Origin of the sequence: Pigmentiphaga sp. NML030171, assembly GCF_002188635.1 — a bacterium.
Classification (GTDB): Bacteria; Pseudomonadota; Gammaproteobacteria; order Burkholderiales; family Burkholderiaceae_B; genus Pigmentiphaga; species Pigmentiphaga daeguensis.
The window spans coordinates 88,223-110,306 of the sequence record NZ_NINX01000040.1 but is presented as its reverse complement, the minus strand read 5'-3'; the positions used below and the strand labels follow the sequence as shown (position 1 = coordinate 110,306).

21 protein-coding genes are annotated in these 22,084 nt (G+C 67.7%); 16 read left to right on the top strand and 5 right to left on the bottom strand.

The annotated features are described in order from the left end of the window. The first annotated feature begins 135 nt into the window (after positions 1 to 135). From CDO46_RS20795 to CDO46_RS20785, 3 genes are all read left to right on the top strand, one after another. The gene (locus CDO46_RS20795; RefSeq protein WP_087840445.1) at positions 136 to 765 is read left to right on the top strand and encodes a cytochrome b/b6 domain-containing protein; all 630 of its coding nucleotides are present in this window, start codon (positions 136 to 138) and stop codon (positions 763 to 765) included. Positions 766 to 774: 9 nt separating this feature from the next. After that, positions 775 to 1,560, top strand: a complete 786-nt coding sequence (locus CDO46_RS20790) for a molybdopterin-dependent oxidoreductase (protein WP_087840443.1) — start codon at positions 775 to 777, stop codon at positions 1,558 to 1,560. A gap of 65 nt (positions 1,561 to 1,625) precedes the next feature. Continuing rightward, positions 1,626 to 1,892, top strand: coding sequence for a pentapeptide MXKDX repeat protein (locus CDO46_RS20785; RefSeq protein ID WP_087840442.1), 267 nt, complete (start codon positions 1,626 to 1,628; stop codon positions 1,890 to 1,892). Between the two features lie 10 nt (positions 1,893 to 1,902). On the opposite strand, the gene CDO46_RS20780 is transcribed toward CDO46_RS20785, so the two are convergent. Beyond that, a complete protein-coding gene (locus CDO46_RS20780) occupies positions 1,903 to 3,831 on the bottom strand; it encodes an aconitase family protein (protein ID WP_087840440.1) in 1,929 nt (642 codons plus the stop codon). Positions 3,832 to 4,024: 193 nt separating this feature from the next. Here CDO46_RS20780 and leuC point away from each other — a divergent pair, with 193 nt between their 5' ends. From leuC to CDO46_RS20765, 3 genes are read left to right on the top strand one after another with little or no spacing between them, the layout of a single operon-like run. Further along, positions 4,025 to 5,425 (top strand): 3-isopropylmalate dehydratase large subunit, encoded by a 1,401-nt coding sequence (leuC, locus tag CDO46_RS20775; protein WP_087840439.1) that lies wholly within the window; start codon positions 4,025 to 4,027, stop codon positions 5,423 to 5,425. 10 nt (positions 5,426 to 5,435) lie between these two features. Then, complete coding sequence (gene leuD / locus CDO46_RS20770; RefSeq protein WP_087840438.1) at positions 5,436 to 6,092, top strand: 3-isopropylmalate dehydratase small subunit; 657 nt, start codon at positions 5,436 to 5,438, stop codon at positions 6,090 to 6,092. A 60-nt stretch (positions 6,093 to 6,152) separates the two neighbouring features. Next, positions 6,153 to 7,052: a LysR substrate-binding domain-containing protein gene (locus CDO46_RS20765; protein WP_087840437.1), complete on the top strand. Its 900-nt coding sequence runs from the start codon at positions 6,153 to 6,155 to the stop codon at positions 7,050 to 7,052. Positions 7,053 to 7,147: 95 nt separating this feature from the next. Here the strand turns inward: CDO46_RS20765 and CDO46_RS20760 are convergent, their stop codons facing one another. Continuing rightward, positions 7,148 to 8,656 carry a CoA-acylating methylmalonate-semialdehyde dehydrogenase gene (locus CDO46_RS20760; protein ID WP_087840490.1) on the bottom strand — a complete coding sequence of 503 codons (1,509 nt, stop codon included), beginning with the start codon at positions 8,654 to 8,656 and terminating at the stop codon, positions 7,148 to 7,150. Between the two features lie 117 nt (positions 8,657 to 8,773). Between CDO46_RS20760 and CDO46_RS20755 the strand changes: the two genes are divergently transcribed. After that, positions 8,774 to 9,709, top strand: coding sequence for a LysR family transcriptional regulator (locus CDO46_RS20755; RefSeq protein WP_087840435.1), 936 nt, complete (start codon positions 8,774 to 8,776; stop codon positions 9,707 to 9,709). A gap of 11 nt (positions 9,710 to 9,720) precedes the next feature. On the opposite strand, the gene CDO46_RS20750 is transcribed toward CDO46_RS20755, so the two are convergent. Then, entirely contained in the window at positions 9,721 to 10,188 is a 468-nt protein-coding gene (locus tag CDO46_RS20750; RefSeq protein WP_087840433.1) for a winged helix-turn-helix transcriptional regulator, read from the bottom strand. A 132-nt stretch (positions 10,189 to 10,320) separates the two neighbouring features. Here CDO46_RS20750 and CDO46_RS20745 point away from each other — a divergent pair, with 132 nt between their 5' ends. Together CDO46_RS20745 and alr are read left to right on the top strand one after the other, a co-directional pair. Further along, a complete protein-coding gene (locus CDO46_RS20745; protein ID WP_087840432.1) occupies positions 10,321 to 11,625 on the top strand; it encodes a D-amino acid dehydrogenase in 1,305 nt (434 codons plus the stop codon). Beyond that, entirely contained in the window at positions 11,622 to 12,689 is a 1,068-nt protein-coding gene (gene alr, locus CDO46_RS20740) for an alanine racemase (protein ID WP_087840431.1), read from the top strand. The genes CDO46_RS20745 and alr overlap by 4 nt, the downstream gene beginning before the upstream one ends. A 13-nt stretch (positions 12,690 to 12,702) precedes the next feature. Here alr and CDO46_RS20735 read toward each other — a convergent pair whose 3' ends face one another. After that, complete coding sequence (locus tag CDO46_RS20735; protein ID WP_087840429.1) at positions 12,703 to 13,539, bottom strand: NAD-dependent protein deacetylase; 837 nt, start codon at positions 13,537 to 13,539, stop codon at positions 12,703 to 12,705. Between the two features lie 432 nt (positions 13,540 to 13,971). Here CDO46_RS20735 and CDO46_RS20730 point away from each other — a divergent pair, with 432 nt between their 5' ends. From CDO46_RS20730 to CDO46_RS20710, 5 genes are all read left to right on the top strand, one after another. After that, the gene (locus CDO46_RS20730) at positions 13,972 to 14,640 is read left to right on the top strand and encodes a response regulator (protein WP_087840427.1); all 669 of its coding nucleotides are present in this window, start codon (positions 13,972 to 13,974) and stop codon (positions 14,638 to 14,640) included. 74 nt (positions 14,641 to 14,714) lie between these two features. Continuing rightward, positions 14,715 to 16,088, top strand: a complete 1,374-nt coding sequence (locus CDO46_RS20725; RefSeq protein ID WP_243724607.1) for a sensor histidine kinase — start codon at positions 14,715 to 14,717, stop codon at positions 16,086 to 16,088. A gap of 119 nt (positions 16,089 to 16,207) precedes the next feature. Next, positions 16,208 to 17,203, top strand: coding sequence for a tripartite tricarboxylate transporter substrate binding protein (locus CDO46_RS20720; RefSeq protein ID WP_087840425.1), 996 nt, complete (start codon positions 16,208 to 16,210; stop codon positions 17,201 to 17,203). A 17-nt stretch (positions 17,204 to 17,220) separates the two neighbouring features. Then, positions 17,221 to 17,658, top strand: a complete 438-nt coding sequence (locus CDO46_RS20715; protein WP_087840488.1) for a tripartite tricarboxylate transporter TctB family protein — start codon at positions 17,221 to 17,223, stop codon at positions 17,656 to 17,658. Continuing rightward, complete coding sequence (locus tag CDO46_RS20710; protein ID WP_087840423.1) at positions 17,655 to 19,190, top strand: tripartite tricarboxylate transporter permease; 1,536 nt, start codon at positions 17,655 to 17,657, stop codon at positions 19,188 to 19,190. The genes CDO46_RS20715 and CDO46_RS20710 overlap by 4 nt, the downstream gene beginning before the upstream one ends. Before the next feature lie 38 nt (positions 19,191 to 19,228). Here CDO46_RS20710 and CDO46_RS20705 read toward each other — a convergent pair whose 3' ends face one another. Next, a complete protein-coding gene (locus CDO46_RS20705; protein WP_087840486.1) occupies positions 19,229 to 20,395 on the bottom strand; it encodes a methionine aminotransferase in 1,167 nt (388 codons plus the stop codon). A gap of 96 nt (positions 20,396 to 20,491) precedes the next feature. Here CDO46_RS20705 and CDO46_RS20700 point away from each other — a divergent pair, with 96 nt between their 5' ends. Both CDO46_RS20700 and CDO46_RS20695 read left to right on the top strand, forming a co-directional pair. After that, positions 20,492 to 21,529, top strand: a complete 1,038-nt coding sequence (locus CDO46_RS20700) for an AbrB family transcriptional regulator (RefSeq protein WP_087840421.1) — start codon at positions 20,492 to 20,494, stop codon at positions 21,527 to 21,529. Between the two features lie 240 nt (positions 21,530 to 21,769). Then, complete coding sequence (locus CDO46_RS20695) at positions 21,770 to 21,976, top strand: cold-shock protein (RefSeq protein WP_087840420.1); 207 nt, start codon at positions 21,770 to 21,772, stop codon at positions 21,974 to 21,976. Positions 21,977 to 22,084 lie beyond the last annotated feature (108 nt).

Genomic DNA, 22,084 nt, shown 5'->3' with positions numbered 1-22,084 from the left:
CTGCCTGTAGAAAACCGTAGACCGCATTCTCGCCAATCCCGGCGCGGGAAATCATCACATTTATTTTAAGTTTGCGTGAGGACTCCGGGATGGCGGGGGGCCAACAATGCGGCAAACCTCGAACGGAGAGCCCGCATGTCCCCGACGGCCACCCCGGCGATTCACCCCCCCGCTTCCCGCCTGCCCCCGGTCCATCCCGCGTGGGTGCGCATGTCGCATGCCCTGAATGCGCTGGCCGTGCTGGTCATGGTGGCGAGCGGATGGCGCATCTACAACGCCTCGCCGCTGTTCGGCTTCACGTTCCCGGAGGCGGTCACCCTGGGCGGATGGCTGGCCGGCGCATTGCAATGGCATTTTGCGGCCATGTGGCTGCTGGCCGGCAACGGCGCGGCCTATCTCGCGCTGAACCTGGCGACCGGGCGCCTGTTCCGTCGCTTCCTGCCGCTTTCGCCCCGCGGCGTGCTGCGCGACCTGGCGGCGGCGCTGCGCGGCCGCCTGGGCCACGACGATCCGCGCCGGTACAACCAGGTACAGCGCCTGGCCTACCTGTTCGTCATGGTCGATGTCGCGCTGCTGGTCGTGTCGGGCCTGGTGCTGTGGAAATCGGTGCAGTTCGGCATGCTGCGCGAGTTGATGGGCGGCTACGAGATGGCGCGCCGCGTGCATTTCGCCGCGATGGCCGCGTTGGTGGGATTCGTGGTCGTGCACCTGGCCATGGTGGCGCTGGTGCCGCGCACCCTGCGCGCCATGGTACTGGGCAGGTAGGGGACGGCCATGGAAAAACGTTCCCGCCTGTCCGCCTCCGATGCCGACCTGGCGTTGCGCGAAGCCCGGCGGCTGCTGGCCCCTCGGATCGAACGGCCCGAGCGGCGGGCCTTCCTGACCCGCACGCTGTCCCTGGGCGGGCTGGCCCTGCTGTCGGGCTGCGAGATCACCGGCCAGGCCGGTGTCGAGCAGGCGCTGTCGGCCGTTTCCCGTTTCAACGACAAGGTGCAGGGCTGGCTTTTCGATCCGGACGCCCTGGCGCCGACCTATCCCGCGTCCATGATCACGCGCCCCTTTCCCTTCAACGCCTATTACGGCGTGGAAGACGCCCCCGAGGTGAACGAGGCGGACTACCGGCTCGAGATTGCCGGCCGCGTGGCCGACCGCCGGCCATGGCGCCTGGCCGACTTGCGGGCCCTGCCCCAGGCCGAGCAGATCACCCGGCACATCTGCGTGGAGGGCTGGAGCGCCATCGGCCGCTGGGGCGGCGTGCGCTTCTCGGACTTCCTGGCCCGCATCGGCGCCGACACCGGCGCCCGATACGTGGGCTTCAAGTGCGCGGACGACTACTACACCAGCATCGACATGGCGACGGCCCTGCATCCGCAGACGCTGCTCACGTTGAGCTACGACGGGCGCACGCTGCCACGCGAATACGGTTTTCCCATGAAGCTGCGCATGCCGACCAAGCTTGGCTACAAGAATCCCAAGCACGTCCAGGCGATTTTCGTCACCAACGCCTATCCGGGCGGGTACTGGGAAGACCAGGGATACAACTGGTTCGGCGGCAGCTGAGCCGAGGTTCCATACGGCGCGGATTCCCCGCGCCCTCTTTCGACCCACGCTTCAAGGAGCGACGCATGAAGAAACTGACCCCTCTCGTTCTTTCCCTGGGCATGGCCCTGGCCGCCGTCACGGCCCACGCCGCCGATAGCATGGGCAAGGACAACATGGCCAAGGACGGCATGGGCAAGGACGCCATGTCCCAAACCGCGCCCGCCAAGGACGCGATGAAGAAGGACGACATGAAGAAAGATGCCATGGCCGGCGACAAGATGAAGCACGACGGCATGAAGAAGGACGACATGAAGAAGGACACCATGTCGAAGGACGGCATGAAGAAATAGGGTTCGGCGTCTATCTCCGCAGCTGTCCATAGTCCACGATCCGGCCCGCCAGCGCGCTGGCGGCCACCGAATACGGACTGGCCAGCCACACGCTCCCGGGCCCCGAGCGGCCCGGGAAATTGCGGTTGATCGCGCTGATCGTGACCTGCGAGGCCGAAGTCGACTGGCCCGGCCCGCAATTGGCGCACGAGCCGCAGCCCGGCATCACCAGTTCCACGCCGGCACGCTCGAAAACGTCCAGGTAGCCGCGCTGCTCGCAATAGCGCTTGACCTCCATCGTGCCGAACTGCAGGTAGAAGCGGGTGTGCGGCGCGATGCGCAGCCCCTGGTCCAGGCCCCATTTCAGGACCTCGTGGTAGGCGTCGAAATCGGCGCGCTTGCCGCCGGTACAGGAACCGCCGTAGGCAATGTCGACCGCCACGTCGCCGTCCAGCTCGGCGATGGCCACGCCGTTGCCAGGATCGCCCGGGCGGGCCGCCATGGGCCGCACGTCCGCGCCGTCGATGTGGATCACGCGGCGGTAGGCGGCGTCCGCATCGCTGGCCATCCAGTCCTCCAGCGCGAAGTCGATGCCGCGCCGTTCCTTCAGGAAGGCCACGGTACGTTCGTCGGGCTCGACGATGCCGGTGAACCCGCCCAGCTCGGCCACCATGTTGGTCAGCGTGGCGCGCTCGTCCACCGACATGGCGCGCACCGCCTCGCCTCCGTATTCGAACACCGCGCCGATGGCCTCGCCGTTGCGCACGGCCTCGGACCGCAGCAGCACCAGCACGATATCCTTGGCCGTGACGCCGGGCGCCAGCGTGCCCGAGACCTCCACGCGCAGGGTCTCCGGCACCTTGCAGCGAACGTAGCCGGTGGCCCAGCTGTTGGCCATGTCGGTCGAGCCCACGCCGAACGCCAGGCAGCCCAGCGCGCCGGCATGCGGCGTATGCGAATCGGTGCCGGCCACGACCTCGCCCGGCAGCGCGTGGCGCTCGGCCATCAACGCATGGCAGATGCCCTCCGACCCGCTGCCGTCGGGCAACTGGCCGTAGTGGCGCACCGGATAATCGTCGATGAAATCATGGTGTCCCTGCACCAGGGTCGCCACGCGCGGCAGGAGGCCACCCTTGACGTGCGGCACGCTTTGCGGCGCCAGGACCAGATGGTCGTGGAAGGCCACGATGCGGTCCGGATCGCGCAGCGGCGCCGGCTTGCCGTAGGCCAGGTGCATCAGGTGCGCGCTCATGCCGGTGAAATAGTCGTGGCTGAAGCGCCAGTCGGCGCGGATGAACACGCCGCTGCCGCGTCCGGCGTCCACGGTGTCCGGGTGCAGGTGCCGGTGGATGATCTTCTCGACCAGCGTCAGCCCCTTGCCCGGGGCGCGCGGCGTGGAAGCCGTGTCGGCCCGCAGCGCCTGCCGGCTGTAGGCCATCAGCCCGCCGCTGCGGATGATGGCCTGGGTCAGCGCGTCGCGGCCCTTCAGGAACAGTTCGATGGGAATGGACTCGCCGGCCTCGATCCGGCGCAGCACGTCGAAGTCCGTCGTGGTCAGGATGCCGATGTTGTCGCAGTTCTGCTGATAGATGCGCTCGAAACTCTCGGCCACGATCAGCCGTATGCCGGCCGACAGCTCGGCCAGCGGGCTGTGCTCGCGCGACGAACCCTTGCCGTAGCGCTTGCCCGCCACCGTGATGCCGAAGCCGCCCCGGCGCACGGCGTCCTCGCCTATGGGCAGCTCGTCGCCGGCCTTCAACCCCACGTAGGGATAGCGGCCCAGGCGCTCGTCGTACACCAGCATGGTCGTGACCGGCGTGATCTCGTCGGTCGACACGTCGTCGCGCAGCGGTCCGGCCTGGGCGAGCGAAACGGATTCGCCGGCCAGCTGGCGGCGGATACAGGACGGATCGCGCGACAGGTAAAGCACGCGGCCCTCGAAACGGATGCTGTCTTGCATGAACGACTCCTTTTCCGCACTGTAGAGAGGTTCGGAACGCTCATGAAGCATCAAATGGGCATGGCTGGCATCTCCATCGGCGAAATCGTTGCAAACCGGTTTCCGCCGCGACGGCAGCCATCTCGATTCATCATCTCTCGAACAACGCGCCACTCCTAGAATGAAGCGGTTCATGATGAAAAGGCTACACCGCATGCCGCGCACGCTCTACGATAAACTCTGGGACACGCACGCCTTCGCCGCCGAACCCGACGGCACCTGCCTCTTGTACATCGACCGGCACCTGATCAACGAGGTGTCGAGCCCGCAGGCCTTCGAGGGCCTGCGGCTGGCCGGCCGCGCGCCGTGGCGCGCCGATTCCTGTCTGGCGATCGCCGACCACAACGTTCCCACCACCGACCGCAGCCAGGGTATCGACGATCCGTTCTCGCGCGCGCAGGTGGGCGCGCTGGAGGACAACGCCCGCACCTTCGGCCTGACCTTCTTCGGCATGCAGGACCGCCGCCAGGGCATCGAGCACGTGGTCGGTCCCGAGCAGGGCGCGACGCTGCCCGGCATGACGGTGGTGTGCGGGGATTCCCACACGAGCACGCACGGGGCCTTCGCCTGCCTGGCGCACGGCATCGGCACCTCGGAAGTCGAGCACGTGCTGGCCACGCAGACGCTGATTGCGCGCAAGATGAAATCCATGCTGGTGCGCGTGGAAGGCATGCTGCAGTCCGGCGTGGTGGCCAAGGACATCGTGCTGGCGCTGATCGGCAGGATAGGCGCCGCGGGCGCCACCGGCCACGCCATCGAATACGCGGGCTCGACCATACGCGCGCTGTCCATGGAAGGCCGCATGACCATCTGCAACATGTCCATCGAGGCCGGCGCGCGGGCCGGCATGATCGCGGTGGACGACACCACCATCGACTACCTGCGCGGCCGGCCGTTCGCGCCGTCGGGCGCGCAGTGGGACCAGGCCGTGGCCTGGTGGCGCACGCTGCGTTCGGACGAGGACGCGGTGTTCGACACGGTGGTGGAGATCGATGCGGCGTCCATCGTGCCGCAGGTGACCTGGGGCACTTCTCCCGAGATGGTCGTGGCCGTGGATGGCAGGGTACCGGACCCCGACGCCGAAGCCGATCCGGTCCGGCGCGAAGGGATGCGCAAGGCGCTGGCCTACATGGGACTGGCGGCCAATACGCCCATCGCCGACATTCCCCTGGACAAGGTGTTCATCGGTTCGTGCACCAACTCGCGCATCGAGGACCTGCGCGCCGCCGCCGCCGTGGTCAAGGGCCGCAGCAAGGCGCCGAACATCCGGCTCGCGATGGTGGTGCCGGGTTCCGGACTGGTGAAGGCGCAGGCGGAACAGGAAGGCCTGGACCGCGTCTTCATCGACGCCGGCTTCGAATGGCGCGAGTCCGGCTGTTCCATGTGCATGGCGATGAACGCCGACCGGCTTTCGCCGGGGGAGCGCTGCGCCTCGACCTCCAACCGCAATTTCGAAGGCCGGCAGGGCGCCGGCGGACGCACGCACCTCGTCAGCCCCGCGATGGCGGCCGCCGCGGCCATCGCCGGCCGCTTCGTCGACGTGCGCGCCCTGTAAGGAGCCCATCATGGAAAAATTCGATCGTCTGCAAGGGCTCGTCGCACCGCTCGACCGCGCCAACGTCGACACCGACGCCATCATTCCCAAGCAGTTCCTGAAGTCCATCCGGCGCACCGGCTTCGGCCCCAATCTGTTCGACGAATGGCGCTACCTGGACCAGGGCGAGCCCGGCCAGGATTGCAGCGGCCGTCCGCTGAATCCGGACTTCGTGCTGAACGAGGCGCGCTACCAGGGCGCGACCATCCTGCTGGCCCGCGCCAACTTCGGCTGCGGTTCGTCGCGCGAACACGCGCCGTGGGCCTTGCAGCAATATGGCTTTCGCGCCGTGATCGCGCCCAGCTTCGGCGACATCTTCTACAACAACGCGATGCAGAACGGTCTCCTGCCCGTCGTGCTGCGCGAGGACGAAGTGGACGCGCTGTTCGCGCTGGCGACGCGGGAAAGGCCGGTTCAACTGCTGGTGGACCTCGAGGCGCAAACCGTGTCCGATCCGAACGGCACGCCGTCGTTCGCCTTCGACATCGCGCCCTTTCGCAAGTACTGCCTGCTGAACGGCCTGGACGACATCGGCCTGACGCTGCGCAAGGCCGACCAGATCCGCGCCTTCGAGGACGCACACCTGCGCGCGTACCCCTGGCTGTCGCCCGCGCGCCGGAGCGCCTGAGCGCGTTGCCCCCTGTCGCCCGCCGTGCCACAATCGGCGCAGCGACAGGAAGGCAAGACCATGAGCAATCTCGTCCGTAAACTCGACCTGACCTCGCTGCGCCTGTTCGTCGCCGTCTGCCAGGAACGCAACATCGCGCGCGCGGCCGAACGCGAGGCCATCGCGCCTTCGGCCGTCAGCCGCCGCATCGCCGAGATCGAAGGCGTGATCGGGCAGCCGGTCATCCACCGCGAATCGCGCGGCATCTCGGTCACGCCCATAGGCGAGGCCGTGTATCGCCACGCGCGGGAAGTCCTGGCCGACATCGAACGCATGGAAGCCGAGCTGTCCCAGTACGCCAGCGGCGCCAAGGGCACGATACGCATCGTCGGCAACATGTCGTCCATCGTGCAGTTCCTGCCCGAGGACATCGCCGCCTTCAAGCGCGTGTTCCCCGACGTGGACATCCAGATCGACGAGCAGACCAGCAGCCAGGTGCTGCGCAGCCTGACCGAAAGCGATTTCGACCTGGGCTTCTCGAACAAGGTCCCGGGCATAGAGCGGCTCGAGCACCTGCCCTACCGCAGCGACCGCCTGGTGCTGGCCGTGCCGCGCCGCCATCGCCTGGCCAAGGCGCCCGTGGTGCGCCTGCGCGACTTCATGGACGAGAACATCGTCGGCATGGGGCAGGGGACGTCGCTGACGCAATTGCTGGTCAAGGAAGCCGGACGTCTGGGCGCCACGCTGCACGTCAAGATCAGCGTCAGCAGCCTGGATGCCCTGTGCCGCATGGTCCACGTCGGCCTGGGCGTGGCGGTGGTGCCGCAGCACAGCGGCGAACTGTACGTGGGCACGCTGGACCTCGCGCTGATCCCCATCGACGAACCCTGGGCCGCGCGCGAACTCTTCGTGGTCTTCCGGCAGCGCGAGGGCCTCTCAGCCCCGGCCGCAGCATTAGTCAACTTCCTGATGAATAGGTAACCCCCCTACGCAGACCCAGGATGCGGTGGATCCGGCTTTGCCGGTCCACCCGCATCGCCCCCTGGGGGGCGCGCGAAGCGCGTAGGGGGGATCCTCTACTTGGCAATGGGCATGGCGAACTCCGCGCCCTTCTCGATGCTGCTCGGCCACCGCTGCATGATGCTCTTCTGCTTGGTGTAGAAGCGCACGCCTTCCTCGCCGTACGCATGCATGTCGCCGAACAGCGAACGCTTCCAGCCGCCGAAGCCGTGCCAGGCCATGGGCACCGGAATGGGCACGTTGATGCCCACCATGCCGACCTGGATGCGGCGGCCGAATTCGCGCGCCACGTTGCCGTCGCTGGTGAAGCAGCTCACGCCGTTGCCGAATTCGTGCGCGTTGATCAGCTCGACCGCCGAGGCGAAGTCGGGCACGCGCACGCAGGACAGCACGGGGCCGAAGATTTCCTCGCGATAGATGCGCATCTCGGGCGTGACATGGTCGAACAGCGTGCCGCCCATCCAGAAGCCGCGCTCGCAACCCGCGCCTGCCGACGCCGGATCGAAGCGGCGGCCGTCCACCAGCAGCTTCGCGCCTTCTTCCACGCCCAGGCCGATGTAGTCGCTGATGCGGCGGTGCGCGCCGGCATGCACGATGGGGCCCATCTCGGCGTCGAGCTCCATGCCGTTCTTGACCTTCAGCGCATGCGCGCGCTCGACCAGGCGCGGCACGATGCGGTCGGCCACCTCGCCCGCCAGCACCGCCACCGAGATGGCCATGCAGCGCTCGCCCGCCGAGCCGTAGCCCGCGCCGACCAGCGCGTCCACGGCCTGGTCCAGGTCGGCGTCGGGCATGACCACCATGTGGTTCTTCGCGCCGCCCAGCGCCTGCACGCGCTTGCCGTTGCGCGCGCCGGTCTCGTAGATGCTCTGCGCGATGGGTGTGGAGCCGACGAAGGACACCGCGGCCACGTCGGGGTGGGCCAGCAGGGCATCCACCGCTTCCTTGTCGCCCTGCACGACGTTGAACACGCCGTCCGGCAGGCCGGCTTCCTTGAGCAGCTCGGCCATCATCAGCGAAGGGGTGGGGTCGATGGGACTGGGCTTGAGCACGAAGCAGTTGCCCGCCGCGATGGCCACGGGGAACATCCACATCGGCACCATTACCGGGAAGTTGAACGGCGTGATGCCCGCCACCACGCCCAGCGGCTGGCGCAGGGTCCAGTTGTCCATGCCGGTGGAAACCTGGTCGGTGAACTGCGTCTTGAGCAGTTGCGGAATGCCGCAGGCGAACTCGACGATGTCGATGCCGCGCGCGACTTCGCCCTGCGCGTCGGTGAACACCTTGCCGTGCTCGGCGGTGATCGCGCGGGCCAGTTCGTCCTTGTGGCGGTTCAAGAGTTCGAGGAAGCGGAACATCACGCGCGCCCGGCGGATGGGCGGCACGTCGGCCCAGGCGGGAAAGGCGCGGCGGGCGCTGGCGACGGCGGCATCGACGTCGGTGGCGCCGGCCAGCGCCACCTGGCCGGAGACGGCGCCGGTGGCGGGATTGAAGACGTCGGCGACGCGCGATCCCTGCGAAGGCATCTTGCGGCCGTCCACCCAATGGACGATGGAAGCGGACATGGCGGTCATCCTGAGAAGAAGAGCAAGGCCTCCAGTCTAGGTCGGCCCGGTCGATTGGATAAGCCGGCCGAAGACGATTAAAGTGTTCAATAAATTGAACAATCTGAACGGAAAAACATGGCTGCCGATATCATCGGGCCCTGGGTGGCCGACATCCACCTGCTGACCGTGCTGGCCGAGACCCGCAGCTTCACCCAGGCGGCCCGGCGCCTGGGCCTGTCCAAGGCTTCGGTCAGCATGCGCATAGTCGCGCTGGAGCGCGCGGCCGGCGTGCCGCTGGTCCAGCGCACGACGCGCTCGGTCGTGCTGACCGACGCCGGCCGGGAACTGGTGGCCGACGCCGCGCCGGCGTTCGAGCGCATCGACGCCGGTTTCACGGCGGTAAAGGACCTGTCCGGCACGCCGCGCGGCACGGTGCGCGTCACCGCGCCGGTGGCGCTGGGCAGGCAACACGTCGCGCCGCGGCTGGCGGCGTTCTTCCGCGACTATCCCCAGGTGCGCATCCACCTCGACCTGACCGACCGCTTCGTCAACCTGGCGCAGGAAGGCTACGACCTGGCCATCCGCCACACGGCCGCCGCACCCGAAAGCTATGTTGCCTGGCCGCTGTGCGAAACCCGCTCGCTGCTGGTCGCCAGCCCCGCCTATCTGCGACGGCGCGGGGCGCCCCGGCACCCGCGCGACCTGGCGGACCACGATTGCGTGCTGTACCTCGGGCCGGGCGCCGATACCTGGACCTTCGTCGCGGCCGACGATGCGCGGGGCGAGACGATGTCGGTGCCCGTGCAGGGCCCCTTGAAGGCCAACAACAGCGAGGTGCTGCGCGACGCGGTGCTGGACGGACTGGGCATCGGCCTCTTGCCCGATTTCAGCGCGGCACCCGCCATGCGCCGGCTCAGGCCGGTACTGCCGGGCTGGCGCGTGCAAGGCTTCTTCGGCAACCAGCTGTATGCGCTGCGCCCCTGGGCGCCGCGCGTGCCGCGCGCGGTGCAATGCTTCGTCGAATACCTGCGCGAGTCGCTGGCGCAGGGCTTTCCCTTGCCGGACCGGTAGAACCAGAATACCTAGCGGTCCATGGGCAGGGCCAGGCTTTCCTTGACCTCTTCCATCACCACGTAGCTGTGCGACTCGGCCGCCACCGGCAGCTTCTTCAGGATGTCCCCCAGCAGCCGGCGGTACTCGCGCATGCCGCCCAGGCGCGCCTTGACCAGATAGTCGAAATTGCCCGACACCAGATGGCACTCCAGCACGTCGGGCACGTGCAGCAATTCCATGCGGACCTTGTCGAAGATCTCGCCCGATTTCGAGGCCAGCTTGATTTCGACGAAGACCAGCAGCGACTTGCCCAGCGCGGTGGGCGACAGGTGCGCGTGATAGCCGGTGATGACCTTCTCGCGCTCCATGCGCCGTACCCGTTCCGAGCAGGGCGAGGCCGACAGGCCGACGCGATCGGCCAGCTCGGTCATGGAAATGCGGCCCTCGCGCTGGAGGATGTCGAGGATTTTCCTGTCGGTGCGATCGAGCTCGTGCATGTCACTTCGTCCCCCCGGTTTGGACGGGGACCTTCCGGTTGAATTCATTGTCCAAGAAGTGAATTTCAGTGAAATTCACTGGATTATCGTTCCTATACTAGCTGAATACATATACGACGCGAGGATTTTTCCATGAAGGTGCTCGTTCTCGGTGGCGGCGTGATCGGGGTCGCCAGTGCCTATTACCTGGCCCGCGCGGGACTGGAAGTCACCGTGCTGGATCGACAGGGCGGTCCCGCGCAGGAAACCAGCTACGCCAACGCCGGCCAGGTCTCGCCGGGCTACTCCACGCCCTGGGCCGCGCCGGGCATCCCGCTGAAGGCGATCAAGTGGATGTTCCAGCGGCATGCCCCGCTTGCCATCCGCCTGGACGGCAGCCTGTTCCAGCTACGCTGGATGGCGCAAATGCTGCGCAACTGCTCGGCCGAACGCTACGCGGTCAACAAGGAGCGCATGATGCGGGTGGCCGAGTACAGCCGCAGCTGCCTGCAACAGCTGCGCGCGGAAACCGGCATCCAGTACGAACAGCGCACCGGCGGCACGCTGCAGCTCTTTCGCACCCAGGCCCAGCTCGACGCCGCCGGCCGCGACATCGCGGTGCTGGAACAATGCGGCGTGCCGTTCGAGCTGCTGGGCCGGGACGAACTGGCCCGCGTCGAACCCGGCCTGGCCGTATCCGCCGGCAAGCTGGCGGGCGGCCTGCGCCTGCCCAAGGACGAGACCGGCGACTGCCATCTGTTCACGCGGGCGCTGGCCGACATCGCCCGCACGCTGGGCGTGGATTTCCGCTACGGGCAGGCGGTGGACGGGCTCGTGGTCGAGGGCGGCCGCATCGCCGGCGTGCGCGCGGGTGGCCGGATCCTGACGGCCGACCGCTACGTGCTGGCCCTGGGCAGCTACTCGCGCGGCATGCTCGAACCGCTGGGCCTGGACCTGCCGGTCTATCCGGTCAAGGGCTATTCGCTGACGGTGCCGCTGGTCGATCCTTCCCGTGCGCCGCAATCCACGGTGCTGGACGAGACCTACAAGATCGCCATCACCCGCTTCGACCATCGCATCCGTGTCGGGGGCATGGCCGAGCTGGGCGGCTACGACCTGCGCCTGGACCCGCGGCGGCGGGCCACGCTCGAGCACGTGGTGAACGACCTGTTCCCCGGCGGCGACCTGGCGCGGGCGACCTTCTGGACCGGGCTGCGTCCCATGACGCCCGACAGCACGCCCATCGTGGGCGCCACGCGCTACCCCAACCTGTACCTCAATACGGGACACGGCACGCTGGGCTGGACCATGGCCTGCGGATCGGGCCGCCTCATCGCCGACCAGCTGAGCGGCCGGCGGCCGGAGATTAGCCTGGACGGGCTGGCCATCGACCGCTACGCCGGCCGCGTCCGCGGCGCGCGCATCGCCCGGCAGCAACCGCTGGCGGCCCGGCCATGACTCGTCCCGCGCGCGCACGCATCGACCTGGATGCGCTGCGACACAACTACGCGCTGGCACGGCGCCTGCACGGGGGCCGGGCACTGGCGGTGCTCAAGGCCAATGCCTACGGCCACGGCGCCATCCCCTGCGCGCGGGCGCTGGCCGATATGGCCGACGGGTTCGCGGTGGCCTTCACCGATGAAGCCCTGGCGCTGCGGGCGGCGGGCATCATCCGGCCCATCCTGGTGCTGGAAGGCGCCTTCGATGCCGACGAACTCCGGCTGGCGAACCGGCATGGTCTCTGGATGGTGGTGCATCACGAGCATCAGGTACGCATGATCGAATATCAACCGGACCTGCGCGGCCTGCACGCATGGCTCAAGGCCGACACCGGCATGCGCCGGGCCGGTTTTTCGACGCAGGCCGAACTGGCCGATGCCCATGCGCGCCTGTCGGCCAGCGGCAAGGTCGCGGACATCACCCTCATGACGCATCTGGCGCGCGCGGATGAACCGGACCAGACCGCCACCACCCGGCAGATTGCAGCCTTCAAGGCGCTGACGGGCGGGCTGCCCGGCGACCGCAGCCTGAGCAATTCCGCCGGCGTGCTGGGCTGGCCCGCGGCGCGCGGCGACTGGTCGCGGCCGGGCATCCTGCTGTACGGCGCCGATCCCATGCCCGGCGCCGGCCACGGACTGATCCCGGTCATGACGCTCGAGAGCCGCATTTTCGCGGTTCGCGGCGTGCAGCCGGGCGATGCCATCGGCTACGGCGGCCGCTACGTCGCGGACCGCCCCATGCGTGTGGGCCTGGTGGCCGTGGGCTATGCCGACGGCTACCCGCGATCGGCGCCATCCGGCACGCCGGTATCGGTCGATGGCCGGCCCAGCCGCCTGGTCGGCCGGATCTCCATGGACATGCTGACGGTGGACATCACCGACCTGGCCGGCGCCGGCGTGGGCAGCCGGGTCGAACTGTGGGGCAGGCAGGTGGACGTGAATGTCGTGGCCCGGGCGGCCGGCACCGTGGCCTACGAGCTGCTGTGCAACGTGAAACGGGTACCGCTGGACTACTCGGGCTGAGCCTGGCGCGGCCTCATGCCGCCGCCCGGTCCTCCAGCAGGAAGGCCAGCGCCTGGGCACAGGACTGCTCCACTTTCAGGGTCAGCAGGTCGTCGGCGCGCGTGCGCCCCAGGTTGACCGCGGCGACCGGCAGGCCGGCCTGCGCGCCGGCCCGCACGTAGCGGTAGCCGGAATGCACCATCAGCGACGAGCCCACCACCAGGATGGCGTCGGCCTCGTCCAGCGCGCGCAGCACCGTCGCCACGCGCGGCGCGGGCACCTGTTCGCCGAAGAAGACGACGTCCGGCTTCAGGATGCCGCCGCAGGCCGGGCAGGAGGGCACGGCGAAACGGGAGAAATCCACCGCCTCCAGGTCCGCGTCGCCATCGGGCGCATCGGCCGCGTCCAGCGCGACCCAGGCGGGATTCACGGCTTCCAGGCGCTGCTGGAACACGGCGCGCGGTTCGCGGTGCGCGCAATGCATGCACCGGACCTCGTCCAGCCTGCCATGCAGATCCACCACCTCGCGGCTGCCCGCCGCCTGATGCAGGCCATCCACATTCTGGGTGACCAGCAGCCGCACGCTTCCACCGGCCTCCAGCCGGGCCAGCGCGCGATGGGTGTCGTTGGGCCCGGCTTTCCCGAAGCGCCGCCACCCGATCATGCTGCGCGCCCAGTAGCGCGCCCGGGCCAGTCCGTCGCGCATGAATACCTGGAAGTCGATGGGCGGCGTGCGTTTCCATTGGCCATCGGCGTCGCGATAGTCCGGGATGCCCGAATCCGTGCTGCATCCGGCGCCGGTCAGGACGAACAGGCGTTCGTAGCGGCCCACGAACGCGGCCAGGGCGGAAGAAGAGGCGGATACATCCATAACGGCTCCAGGCAGGCGACCAGGATACCCGATGCGGCCATTCCAGGGCCTGTGGATAAGCTCTGGGAAGCGGGGTGTGCACACGATGTTGACCCTTTGTGGATAACTTCGCTTTCGCCGCCCGCCGAAAAACTTGTCCAATTTTCGGGTACACCCTGTGGACAAGCTTATCCACATGCCTAAAAATTAGGCATGCCGTTGAATCGAAAAGGTTTTTTCGTACACGCGAAGTTATCCACAGGCTCCTATTACTTACTACGAATTGGATAGATAGTTTTGGGATAAAAGCTCAAACATCTTTTTTCCTACCGCGACGAGGGGCCGCAAGCGGCCCGGGGCGCCGCTGCGCGGACGCGGTTGACCCCAACAGGGCGAACACCTAGCATCCAGGCGTCTCATTCCTATAAGTAAGTACGGAGCACCCGATACGCCATGCGCATCCTGTTGGTCGAGGACGAACCCGAACTGGCCCGGTGGCTGTCAGGCACGCTGGCCAGACATGCCGGCTTCGTCGTGGAATGGGCCGACGATGGGGTGGTCGCCGAAAAGCGCCTGCAGGTAGAGGACTTCGACGCCGTCGTCCTGGACCTGGGACTGCCGGGCCTGGATGGCCGCACATTGCTGGCCAGGCTGCGCGCCCGCGACGACCGCACTCCCGTCCTGATATTGACTGCGCGTGATTCACTGACGGAACGCGTGACCACCCTGCATGAAGGCGCGGACGATTTCCTGCCCAAGCCCTTCAACGTGGCCGAACTGGAAGCCAGGCTGCTCGCGCTGATACGGCGCAGCCGGGGCAGGGAACACCCCCGCCTGTCCTGCGGACCGCTGGTTTTCGACCTGGCCGCCCAGAAGTTCCTGCTCGACAACCAGCCATTGGCCCTGTCGCCGCGGGAACATGCGGTGCTGCGGGCCCTGATCCAGCGCAGCGGCGAACCCATGACCAAGCAGCAGATCCTGGACCGGGTATTCGACGACGACCGCGACGTCGGGCTGGATGCCATCGAAGTCATTGTCCACCGCCTGCGCAAGCGCCTGGGCGATACCGGCGTACACATCGTGACCTTGCGCGGACTGGGGTACAGCCTGGAGCCCGCGTGACGGCGCCTTCGTCCAAGGACGGCATCTCGCATGGCCCGGCGCGGCGCCCACGGCGGCGCAGCCTCAAGTCGACCCTGCTGTGGTGGCTGCTTCCCGTCCTGGCCGTGGTGGCAAGCGGTGGCCTGTGGCTGTCCGTCCGGCTGCTGGACGACCTGGCCAATGCGGCCTACGACCGTTCGCTGGCGGGAGCCCTGCGGGCCATAGACCTGAACATATCGACGGAAAGCGGCGGGTTGGCGGTGGAACTGCCCTACCGGCTGCTGCAATTCTTCGAGCTGACCGCCAGCGGCAACGTGTATTTCCGGGTGTCCACCGAGGACAACCTGACCGAGATCGGCAACCCGGCGCTTCCCATGCCCGAGCATCCGCTGGTATCGGGGCGGGCGGAATTCTTCAACGCCGAATATTTCGGCGAACCCGTGCGCGTGGGCGTGCTGGCGCGGCGGCTGGATCCGCCCCTGTACGGTGCCAAGGAACGCCAGCGGGTGGTCATCCAGGTCGCGGAAAGCATCGAATCGCGGGCGGGCTTCACGCGAACCGTGCTGATGCGCGCGATCGAGCGCGACACGCTGCAGATCCTGTTGAGTGCAATCCTGCTGACAGGCGGGGTGATCATCGCGTTGCGGCCGCTGGTGCGCCTGAGCGAGGAGATCGATGCGCGCGACCCGGACGACCTGCGGCCGGTGGACGACAGCCAGGTGCCGGCCGAAGTCCAGCCGCTGGTGTCCGCGATCAACCGGCACATCGCGCGGCACGATGCCCAGGCCCGCGCGCAGCGCCAGTTCCTGGACGATGCCTCGCACCAGTTGCGCACGCCGCTGACCGTGCTCAAGACCCAGGTGGATTTCGCGCTGCGCGAGACCGATCCGCAGGCGGTCCGCCAGGTCTTGCAGGCCATGCACGCCGGCGTGGACCGCTCCATACGCATGGCGAACCAGATGCTGGCGCTGGCCCGCGTACATGATGCTTCGCTGGCCGAGGGAGGGCTGCCTTTCGTGCAGACCGATCTGGCCGAACTGGCCGGGGAATGCGTGCGCAGCCTGTTGCCGGCCGCGCGCGCCAAGCGCCTGGACTACGGAATCGAGGCGCCCGGGGATGCTTTGTGGATGGCCGGTTCCCCGGTCCTGCTGCGCGAGGCCGTGCTCAATCTGCTGGACAACGCCATCCGCTACAGCCCGGAGGGGGGCATGGTGACCTTGACGCTGCTGCGCGAGCCAGGGCAGATCGTGCTGAAGGTGGAGGACAGCGGTCCGGGCATGCCGGTATCCGACATCGAGCGGGCCGGGGTGCGCTTCCGCCGGGGCGAGTCGGGCAAGGGCAAGCCCGGAGCCGGGCTGGGGCTGGCCATCGCGCAGCGGATCGCCGGCCTGCACAAGGGGCGGCTGGTATTGGAAAACCGGGAACCGGGTCCCGGCCTGCGTGCTGCCCTGATTTTCACCGGGGCCTGAATGCTGCTTCGCAGCACGAAAAGAGGGGGAATTGAAAGCCGGTTGAAAGCGACGCGTTCGTACAGTCGCCTCGGTGCGGCCCAGCCGCGACATCGACAACAACGACAAGGAGGTGACCGATGAAACCCACAGTCCGACTGCGGGCGGCGGCGTGTGCCGCGGCCATGGCATTGGCGGGACTGGCCGCGCAACCGGCCGCTGCCGCTCCCGAACGGCCCGAGTGCATCGCCCCGGCCAAGCCGGGGGGCGGTTTCGACCTGACCTGCAAGATCGCCCAGAGCGGCTTGCAGGAAGGCAAGTACCTGAACGCCGCGATGCGGTCCGTATACATGCCGGGCGGCATCGGCGCGGTGGCCTATAACACCATCATCGCCCAGCGGCCCGCCGAGGCCGGCACCATCGTGGCCTTCTCGGGAGGCTCGCTGCTGAACATCGCCCAGGGCAAGTTCGGGCGCTATACCGAATCCGACGTGCGCTGGGTGGCCGGCATCGGCACCGACTACGGCGCGGTCGTGGTGCGCAAGGACGCCCCCTGGAAGGATCTCAAGAGCCTGATGGCCGCCATCAAGGCCGATCCCACCAAGGTGGTGTTCGGCGCCGGCGGCACCATCGGCAGCCAGGACTGGATGAAGGCCGCGCTGACTGCGCGCGCCGCCGGCATCGACTACAAGACCATGCGCTTCGTGGCCTTCGAAGGCGGTGGCGAGACCCTGACCGCCTTGCAGGGTGGCCACGTGCAGGTGTATTCGGGCGATGCCGGCGAAGTCGCGTCCGTGCTGGATGCCGGCGTGCCCATCCGCATCCTGGCCGTGTTCTCGGAGCAGCGCCTGCCGGGCCGGCTGGCCGACGTGCCCACCGCCAAGGAGCAAGGCTTCGACATCCAGTGGCCCATCATCCGCGGTTTCTACGTGGGGCCGAAGGTCGCCGACGCCGACTACCAGTGGTGGGTGAGCACCTTCGACAAGATGATGGCCACGCCCGAATTCGCGAAGTTGCGCGAGGAACGCGGCCTGTTCCCCTTCAACAAGACCGGCAAGGACCTGGACGGCTACATCAAGCAGCAGGTTGCCGAGTACCGCAAGCTGGCCGACGAGTTCGGACTGGTGCGCAAATGAGCGGCGGCCGTGTCGTGTTGAACGACCGGCTGCTGGGAACGGCGGCGCTAGTGTTCGCCGCCGTGATGGTGTGGCAGGGCTACGGGCTCGAGGCGCCTTTCGCCTACGAGCCGGTGGGTCCGCGCGCCTTTCCCATGCTGCTGTCGCTGGTCATCGGCCTGTGCGGCCTGTGGCTGGCCGCCCGGGGTGGCAATCCGGTCGAACCGGTGGCGGCCGGCGTCAAGGGACGCGTCGTCGCCGTGTCGGTGGCGCTGGCCGCCTACGCCTTCCTGTTCCAGTGGCTGGGCATCGTCCTGGCCACCTTCCTGATGAGCCTGCCGGTGGGCCGCGCGTTCGGCGGATCGTGGCTCAAGACGGGCATCACCGGGCTGGCCCTGGGCGTGGCCGTGTTCCTGCTGTTCGACAAGGTGCTGGACGTGGTGCTGCCCACCGGCCTGCTGGGAGGCCTGCTGTGAACGATATCTTCGGCCACCTGGCCACCGGTTTCTCGGTCGCGCTGACGCCGCTCAACCTGCTCATCGCGGCCATCGGCTCCTTCATCGGCACCATCGTGGGCGTGCTGCCCGGCCTGGGGCCCATCAACGGCGTGGCCATCCTGATGCCGCTGGCCTTCGCGATGCAACTGCCGCCGGAAAGCTCGCTGATCCTGCTGGCCGCGGTCTATATCGGCTGCGAATACGGCGGGCGCATCAGTTCCATCCTGATCAACGTGCCGGGCGAGGCCTCGGCCATCATGACGGCGCTGGACGGCTACCCCATGGCCCGCCAGGGCAAGGCCGGCGTGGCCCTGTCGATCTCGGCCTGGAGCTCCTTCGTCGGATCGGCCGTGGCCACCATCGGCATCGCCATTGCGGCTCCACTGCTGGCCCGGTGGGCGCTGGCCTTCGGGCCGGCGGAGTACTTCGCGCTGATGGTGTTCGCCTTCTGCTGCCTGGCCGGCCTGATGGGCGAGCAACCCGTCAAGGCGCTGCTGGCGGCAGCGGTGGGCCTGGCCCTGTCCACGGTGGGCATAGACGAGAACTCGGGCATCTATCGCTATACCTTCGATTCGCTGCACCTGAGCGACGGCATCCAGTTCGTGGTGGTGGTGATCGGCCTGTTCTCCGTCAGCGAGATGCTGTTGCTGCTGGAACAGTCGGTCACGGGCAACGTCGCGGTCAAGCCGACCGGGCGCACGCTGTTCAACATGCGGGAACTGGCGATGACCTGGTGGGGCACGGTGCGCGGCTCGCTGATCGGCTTCGTGGTGGGCGTGCTGCCGGGCGCGGGCGCCACCGTGGCCTCGGCCATGGCCTACTCGACCGAGAAGCGCCTGGTCGAGCAGTCCGATCCGGAAGGCGCGCATTTCGGCAAGGGCGACATCCGCGGCCTGGCATCGCCCGAGGCGGCCAACAACGCGTCGGCCACGGGTTCGTTCGTGCCCATGCTGACGCTGGGCGTGCCGGGATCGGGCACCACGGCGGTGATGATGGGCGTGCTGGCGCTCTACAACATCACGCCCGGGCCCGCGCTGTTCGAGCAGCGTCCCGAGATCGTCTGGGGCCTGATCGCGTCGCTGTTCATCGGCAACGTCATGCTGTTGGCGATGAACATCCCCATGGTGGGCGTGTTCGCGCGCATGCTGTCGGTGCCGACCTGGGCGCTGGTGCCGTTCATCGTGACCGTGAGCGCGATCGGCGTGTACTCGGTGCACGCGACCACCTTCGACCTCGTGATGATGGTGGCGCTGGGCGTGGTGGGCTATCTGCTGCGCAAGATGTCGGTGCCGATGGCCCCGCTCATACTGGGACTGGTGCTGGGCAACATGATGGAGCAGAACCTGCGCCGGGCGCTTTCCATCACCAACGGCGACACGGCCATCCTGTGGGAAAGCCCCGTCAGCATCGGCCTGTGGCTGTGCGCGGCGGCCGTGCTGGTCGTGCCGGTCACCATGCGCATGCTGGCGCGGCGCCGCGCGGGCGCAACCGAACCCGCCGCGTCGGCCTAGGCGGCCCGAGCATGCGGGCCTTGCGCCCGCATGCCGCTTCAGACCCGCTTGAGGCGCTCCAGCGCCGCGTCCAGCGTGCTGTCCTTCTTGGCGAAGCAGAAGCGCACCAGTTGCCGGTTCGAGGCCGGCGCGTCCGGATCGGCATGGAAGGCCGCGATGGGGATGACCGCCACGCCGTGCTCGGTGGTCAGCCAGCGCGCGAATTCGCTTTCGGGCGCGTCCGATATCGCGCTGTAGTCGGCCAGCAGGAAATAAGTGCCCGGGCAGGGCAGGGTGCGAAAGCGCGTCTGCTTCAGGCCCGCTTCCAGGCGATCGCGCTTGGCCTGGTAGAAGGCGGGCAGCTCGAGGTAATGCCGGGGGTCTTCCAGGAACGTGGACAGCGCGTACTGCATGGGGGTCGAGACCGCGAACACCATGAACTGGTGGATCTTGCGGAATTCCGCGGACAGGGCGGCGGGCGCGCAGCAATAGCCTATCTTCCAGCCGGTGGTGTGGAAGGTCTTGCCGAACGACGAGACCAGGAAGCTGCGGGCCGCCAGCGCCGGCCGGCGCGCGATGGACGCATGCCGGCGGTCGTCGAACACGATGTGCTCGTAGACCTCGTCCGAGATCAGCACGACGCCCGTGTCGGCCAGGATGCGCTCCAGCTCGTCCAGGTCGCTCTCGTCCAGCACGGCGCCGGTGGGGTTGTGCGGGAAATTGATCACGAGGGCGCGGGTGCGCGGCGTGATGGCGCGCCGGACCGCGTCCCAGTCAGGCCGGTAGCCGGGGACCTCGGGCGTGGGCGCGAGCAACTGCACCGCCACCGGTACGGCCCCCGCCAGGCGTATGGCCGGCACGTAGGAGTCGTAGTTGGGCTCCAGCACGATGACCTCGTCGCCCGCGCCGGCCACCGCCAGGATGGCGGTCATCAGGGCCTGGGTGGCACCGCTGGTGACGGTGATTTCCGTTTCGGGATCGTAGGCCGCGCCGTACAGCGCCCGCGTCTTGGCGGCGATGGCGGCGCGCAGCGCCGGGATTCCCGGCATGGGGGCGTACTGGTTGTGGCCCGCGGCCATGGCGGCGTCGACCTGCGCCAGCAGGCCCGCGTCGGGATCGAAATCGGGAAAGCCCTGGCCCAGGTTGATGGCGCGGGTTTCCGTTGCCAGCCGGCTCATGACCGTAAAGATGGTGACGCCGACGTCCGGCAGTTTGGAATTAATCATCAGCTTGCTTGGGCCTTGGATGTACCATTCGTCTTCATCGAAGCAGTCTACCTCCACGCGTCCATCGGCGGCCACGCCCGCCTTGCTTCCTTCCCCATGCCTGCCCGTCTACTGCTAGGTTTCGCCATCGCGCTTTGCGGCTCGCTGATAGCGGTCGCGCTTCACACTCCGCTGCCCTGGATGCTGGGCGCGCTGATCGCCACGGCGGCGACCAAGATCGCCGGAGTGCGGTCCCGGAGCCGCACCGAGCTGCGCTACGCCGGACAATGGGTGATAGGCGTGGGCCTGGGCCTGTATTTCACGCCCATGGTGGTCGACGAGATCGCGAGCAATCTGCTGCCGCTGCTGCTGGGAGCCGTATTCTCGGTCGCCGCGGGGTTGGCCGGCGCATGGTTCCTGCAGCGTGCCGGCGGCGTGGAATTCAGCACGGCCTATTTTTCTTCCACCATAGGCGGCGCGGCGGAAATGGCCAACCTGTCCGACCGCTACGGCGGCAAGGTGGCGCTGGTCGCGTCGGCGCACAGCCTGCGCATCCTGCTGGTCGTCGTCCTGGTGCCGCTGGCTTTCCGCATGTCGGGCGTGACCGGCAGCGGTCTGTTCGCGCCCGCCATGACCGCGGTGGATCCCGCCGGACTGGCGGCGATGTTCGCGCTGGGCGCCGGCGGTGCGCTGCTGGCCCAGCGGCTTCACGTACCCAATGCCTGGGTGCTGGGACCCATGGCGGTCACCATCCTGCTGACGGCCAACGACATGGCCCTGTCGGCAATGCCCACGTTCATGCTGAACGCCGCGCAACTGCTCATAGGGTGGTCGCTGGGCGACCGCTATACCCCCGATTTCTTCCGTACCGCCCCGCGCTTCATGGGATTGATCCTGGCCTATACCCTGGTCGTGATCGTGCTTTCGGTAGGCCTGAGCCTGCTCCTGGCCCCACCCAGCGGCATCGCGCTGCCCACCCTGATCCTCGGGCTGGCGCCCGGCGGCATCGCCGAGATGTGCATCACCGCCAAGGTGCTGCAATTGGGGGTGCCGCTGGTGACGGCATTCCAGGTGTTCCGGCTGGCCTTCGTGCTGCTGATCACGCCGCCGCTCTACCGTGGTTTGCTCATGCGTTTTCCGGCGTTGCGCGACTGATTTTGGCGTCCGTTCCCGGGCCGTTCGAGCCTGTTGCGTGGCGTGTACATCGCATTTGCGATATGCCTGCTAAATGTTATTGATTCGCAAAGTACACGCGGGTATGCTGCCATTCGCAGTTGAATTCAAGCAGCACGCAAGTCCCGTCTGCCATTTGCGGATGTCCGCCATTACCGCATATCAGTTCGTGTCGGCGTTCTTGGTTCCATTGCATTGTTTATTGATTAGAGGACGCCGAACATGGCACAGAAGGGCAAGGTCAAATGGTTTAACGCGGACAAGGGTTTCGGCTTCATCACGCCGGATGCCGGTGGTCCCGATGTGTTCGCTCACTTTTCCGCCATCGTCGGCCGCGGCTACCGCAGCCTGGCCGAAGGGCAGGAAGTCGAGTACGAAGTCAAGGACGGCCCCAAGGGTCCCCAGGCTTCCGACATCAAGCCGCTGTAATCAGCCGCTCATGCGCGGGGCGGCCGCGCCGCCCCGCTTACCCATCCCGCTCCCCAGCGGGGTGGGCTTATTTTTTCTAAAGTATTTGATCCCCCCTACGCCCTTCGG

Coding starts and splice junctions, on each gene's coding strand:
- CDO46_RS20795 (WP_087840445.1), top strand. CDS start 136: ATGTCCCCGACGGCCACCCCGGCGATTCACCCCCCCGCTTCCCGCCTG.
- CDO46_RS20790 (WP_087840443.1), top strand. CDS start 775: ATGGAAAAACGTTCCCGCCTGTCCGCCTCCGATGCCGACCTGGCGTTG.
- CDO46_RS20785 (WP_087840442.1), top strand. CDS start 1,626: ATGAAGAAACTGACCCCTCTCGTTCTTTCCCTGGGCATGGCCCTGGCC.
- CDO46_RS20780 (WP_087840440.1), bottom strand. CDS start 3,831: ATGCAAGACAGCATCCGTTTCGAGGGCCGCGTGCTTTACCTGTCGCGC.
- leuC (WP_087840439.1), top strand. CDS start 4,025: ATGCCGCGCACGCTCTACGATAAACTCTGGGACACGCACGCCTTCGCC.
- leuD (WP_087840438.1), top strand. CDS start 5,436: ATGGAAAAATTCGATCGTCTGCAAGGGCTCGTCGCACCGCTCGACCGC.
- CDO46_RS20765 (WP_087840437.1), top strand. CDS start 6,153: ATGAGCAATCTCGTCCGTAAACTCGACCTGACCTCGCTGCGCCTGTTC.
- CDO46_RS20760 (WP_087840490.1), bottom strand. CDS start 8,656: ATGTCCGCTTCCATCGTCCATTGGGTGGACGGCCGCAAGATGCCTTCG.
- CDO46_RS20755 (WP_087840435.1), top strand. CDS start 8,774: ATGGCTGCCGATATCATCGGGCCCTGGGTGGCCGACATCCACCTGCTG.
- CDO46_RS20750 (WP_087840433.1), bottom strand. CDS start 10,188: ATGCACGAGCTCGATCGCACCGACAGGAAAATCCTCGACATCCTCCAG.
- CDO46_RS20745 (WP_087840432.1), top strand. CDS start 10,321: ATGAAGGTGCTCGTTCTCGGTGGCGGCGTGATCGGGGTCGCCAGTGCC.
- alr (WP_087840431.1), top strand. CDS start 11,622: ATGACTCGTCCCGCGCGCGCACGCATCGACCTGGATGCGCTGCGACAC.
- CDO46_RS20735 (WP_087840429.1), bottom strand. CDS start 13,539: ATGGATGTATCCGCCTCTTCTTCCGCCCTGGCCGCGTTCGTGGGCCGC.
- CDO46_RS20730 (WP_087840427.1), top strand. CDS start 13,972: ATGCGCATCCTGTTGGTCGAGGACGAACCCGAACTGGCCCGGTGGCTG.
- CDO46_RS20720 (WP_087840425.1), top strand. CDS start 16,208: ATGAAACCCACAGTCCGACTGCGGGCGGCGGCGTGTGCCGCGGCCATG.
- CDO46_RS20705 (WP_087840486.1), bottom strand. CDS start 20,395: ATGATTAATTCCAAACTGCCGGACGTCGGCGTCACCATCTTTACGGTC.
- CDO46_RS20700 (WP_087840421.1), top strand. CDS start 20,492: ATGCCTGCCCGTCTACTGCTAGGTTTCGCCATCGCGCTTTGCGGCTCG.
- CDO46_RS20695 (WP_087840420.1), top strand. CDS start 21,770: ATGGCACAGAAGGGCAAGGTCAAATGGTTTAACGCGGACAAGGGTTTC.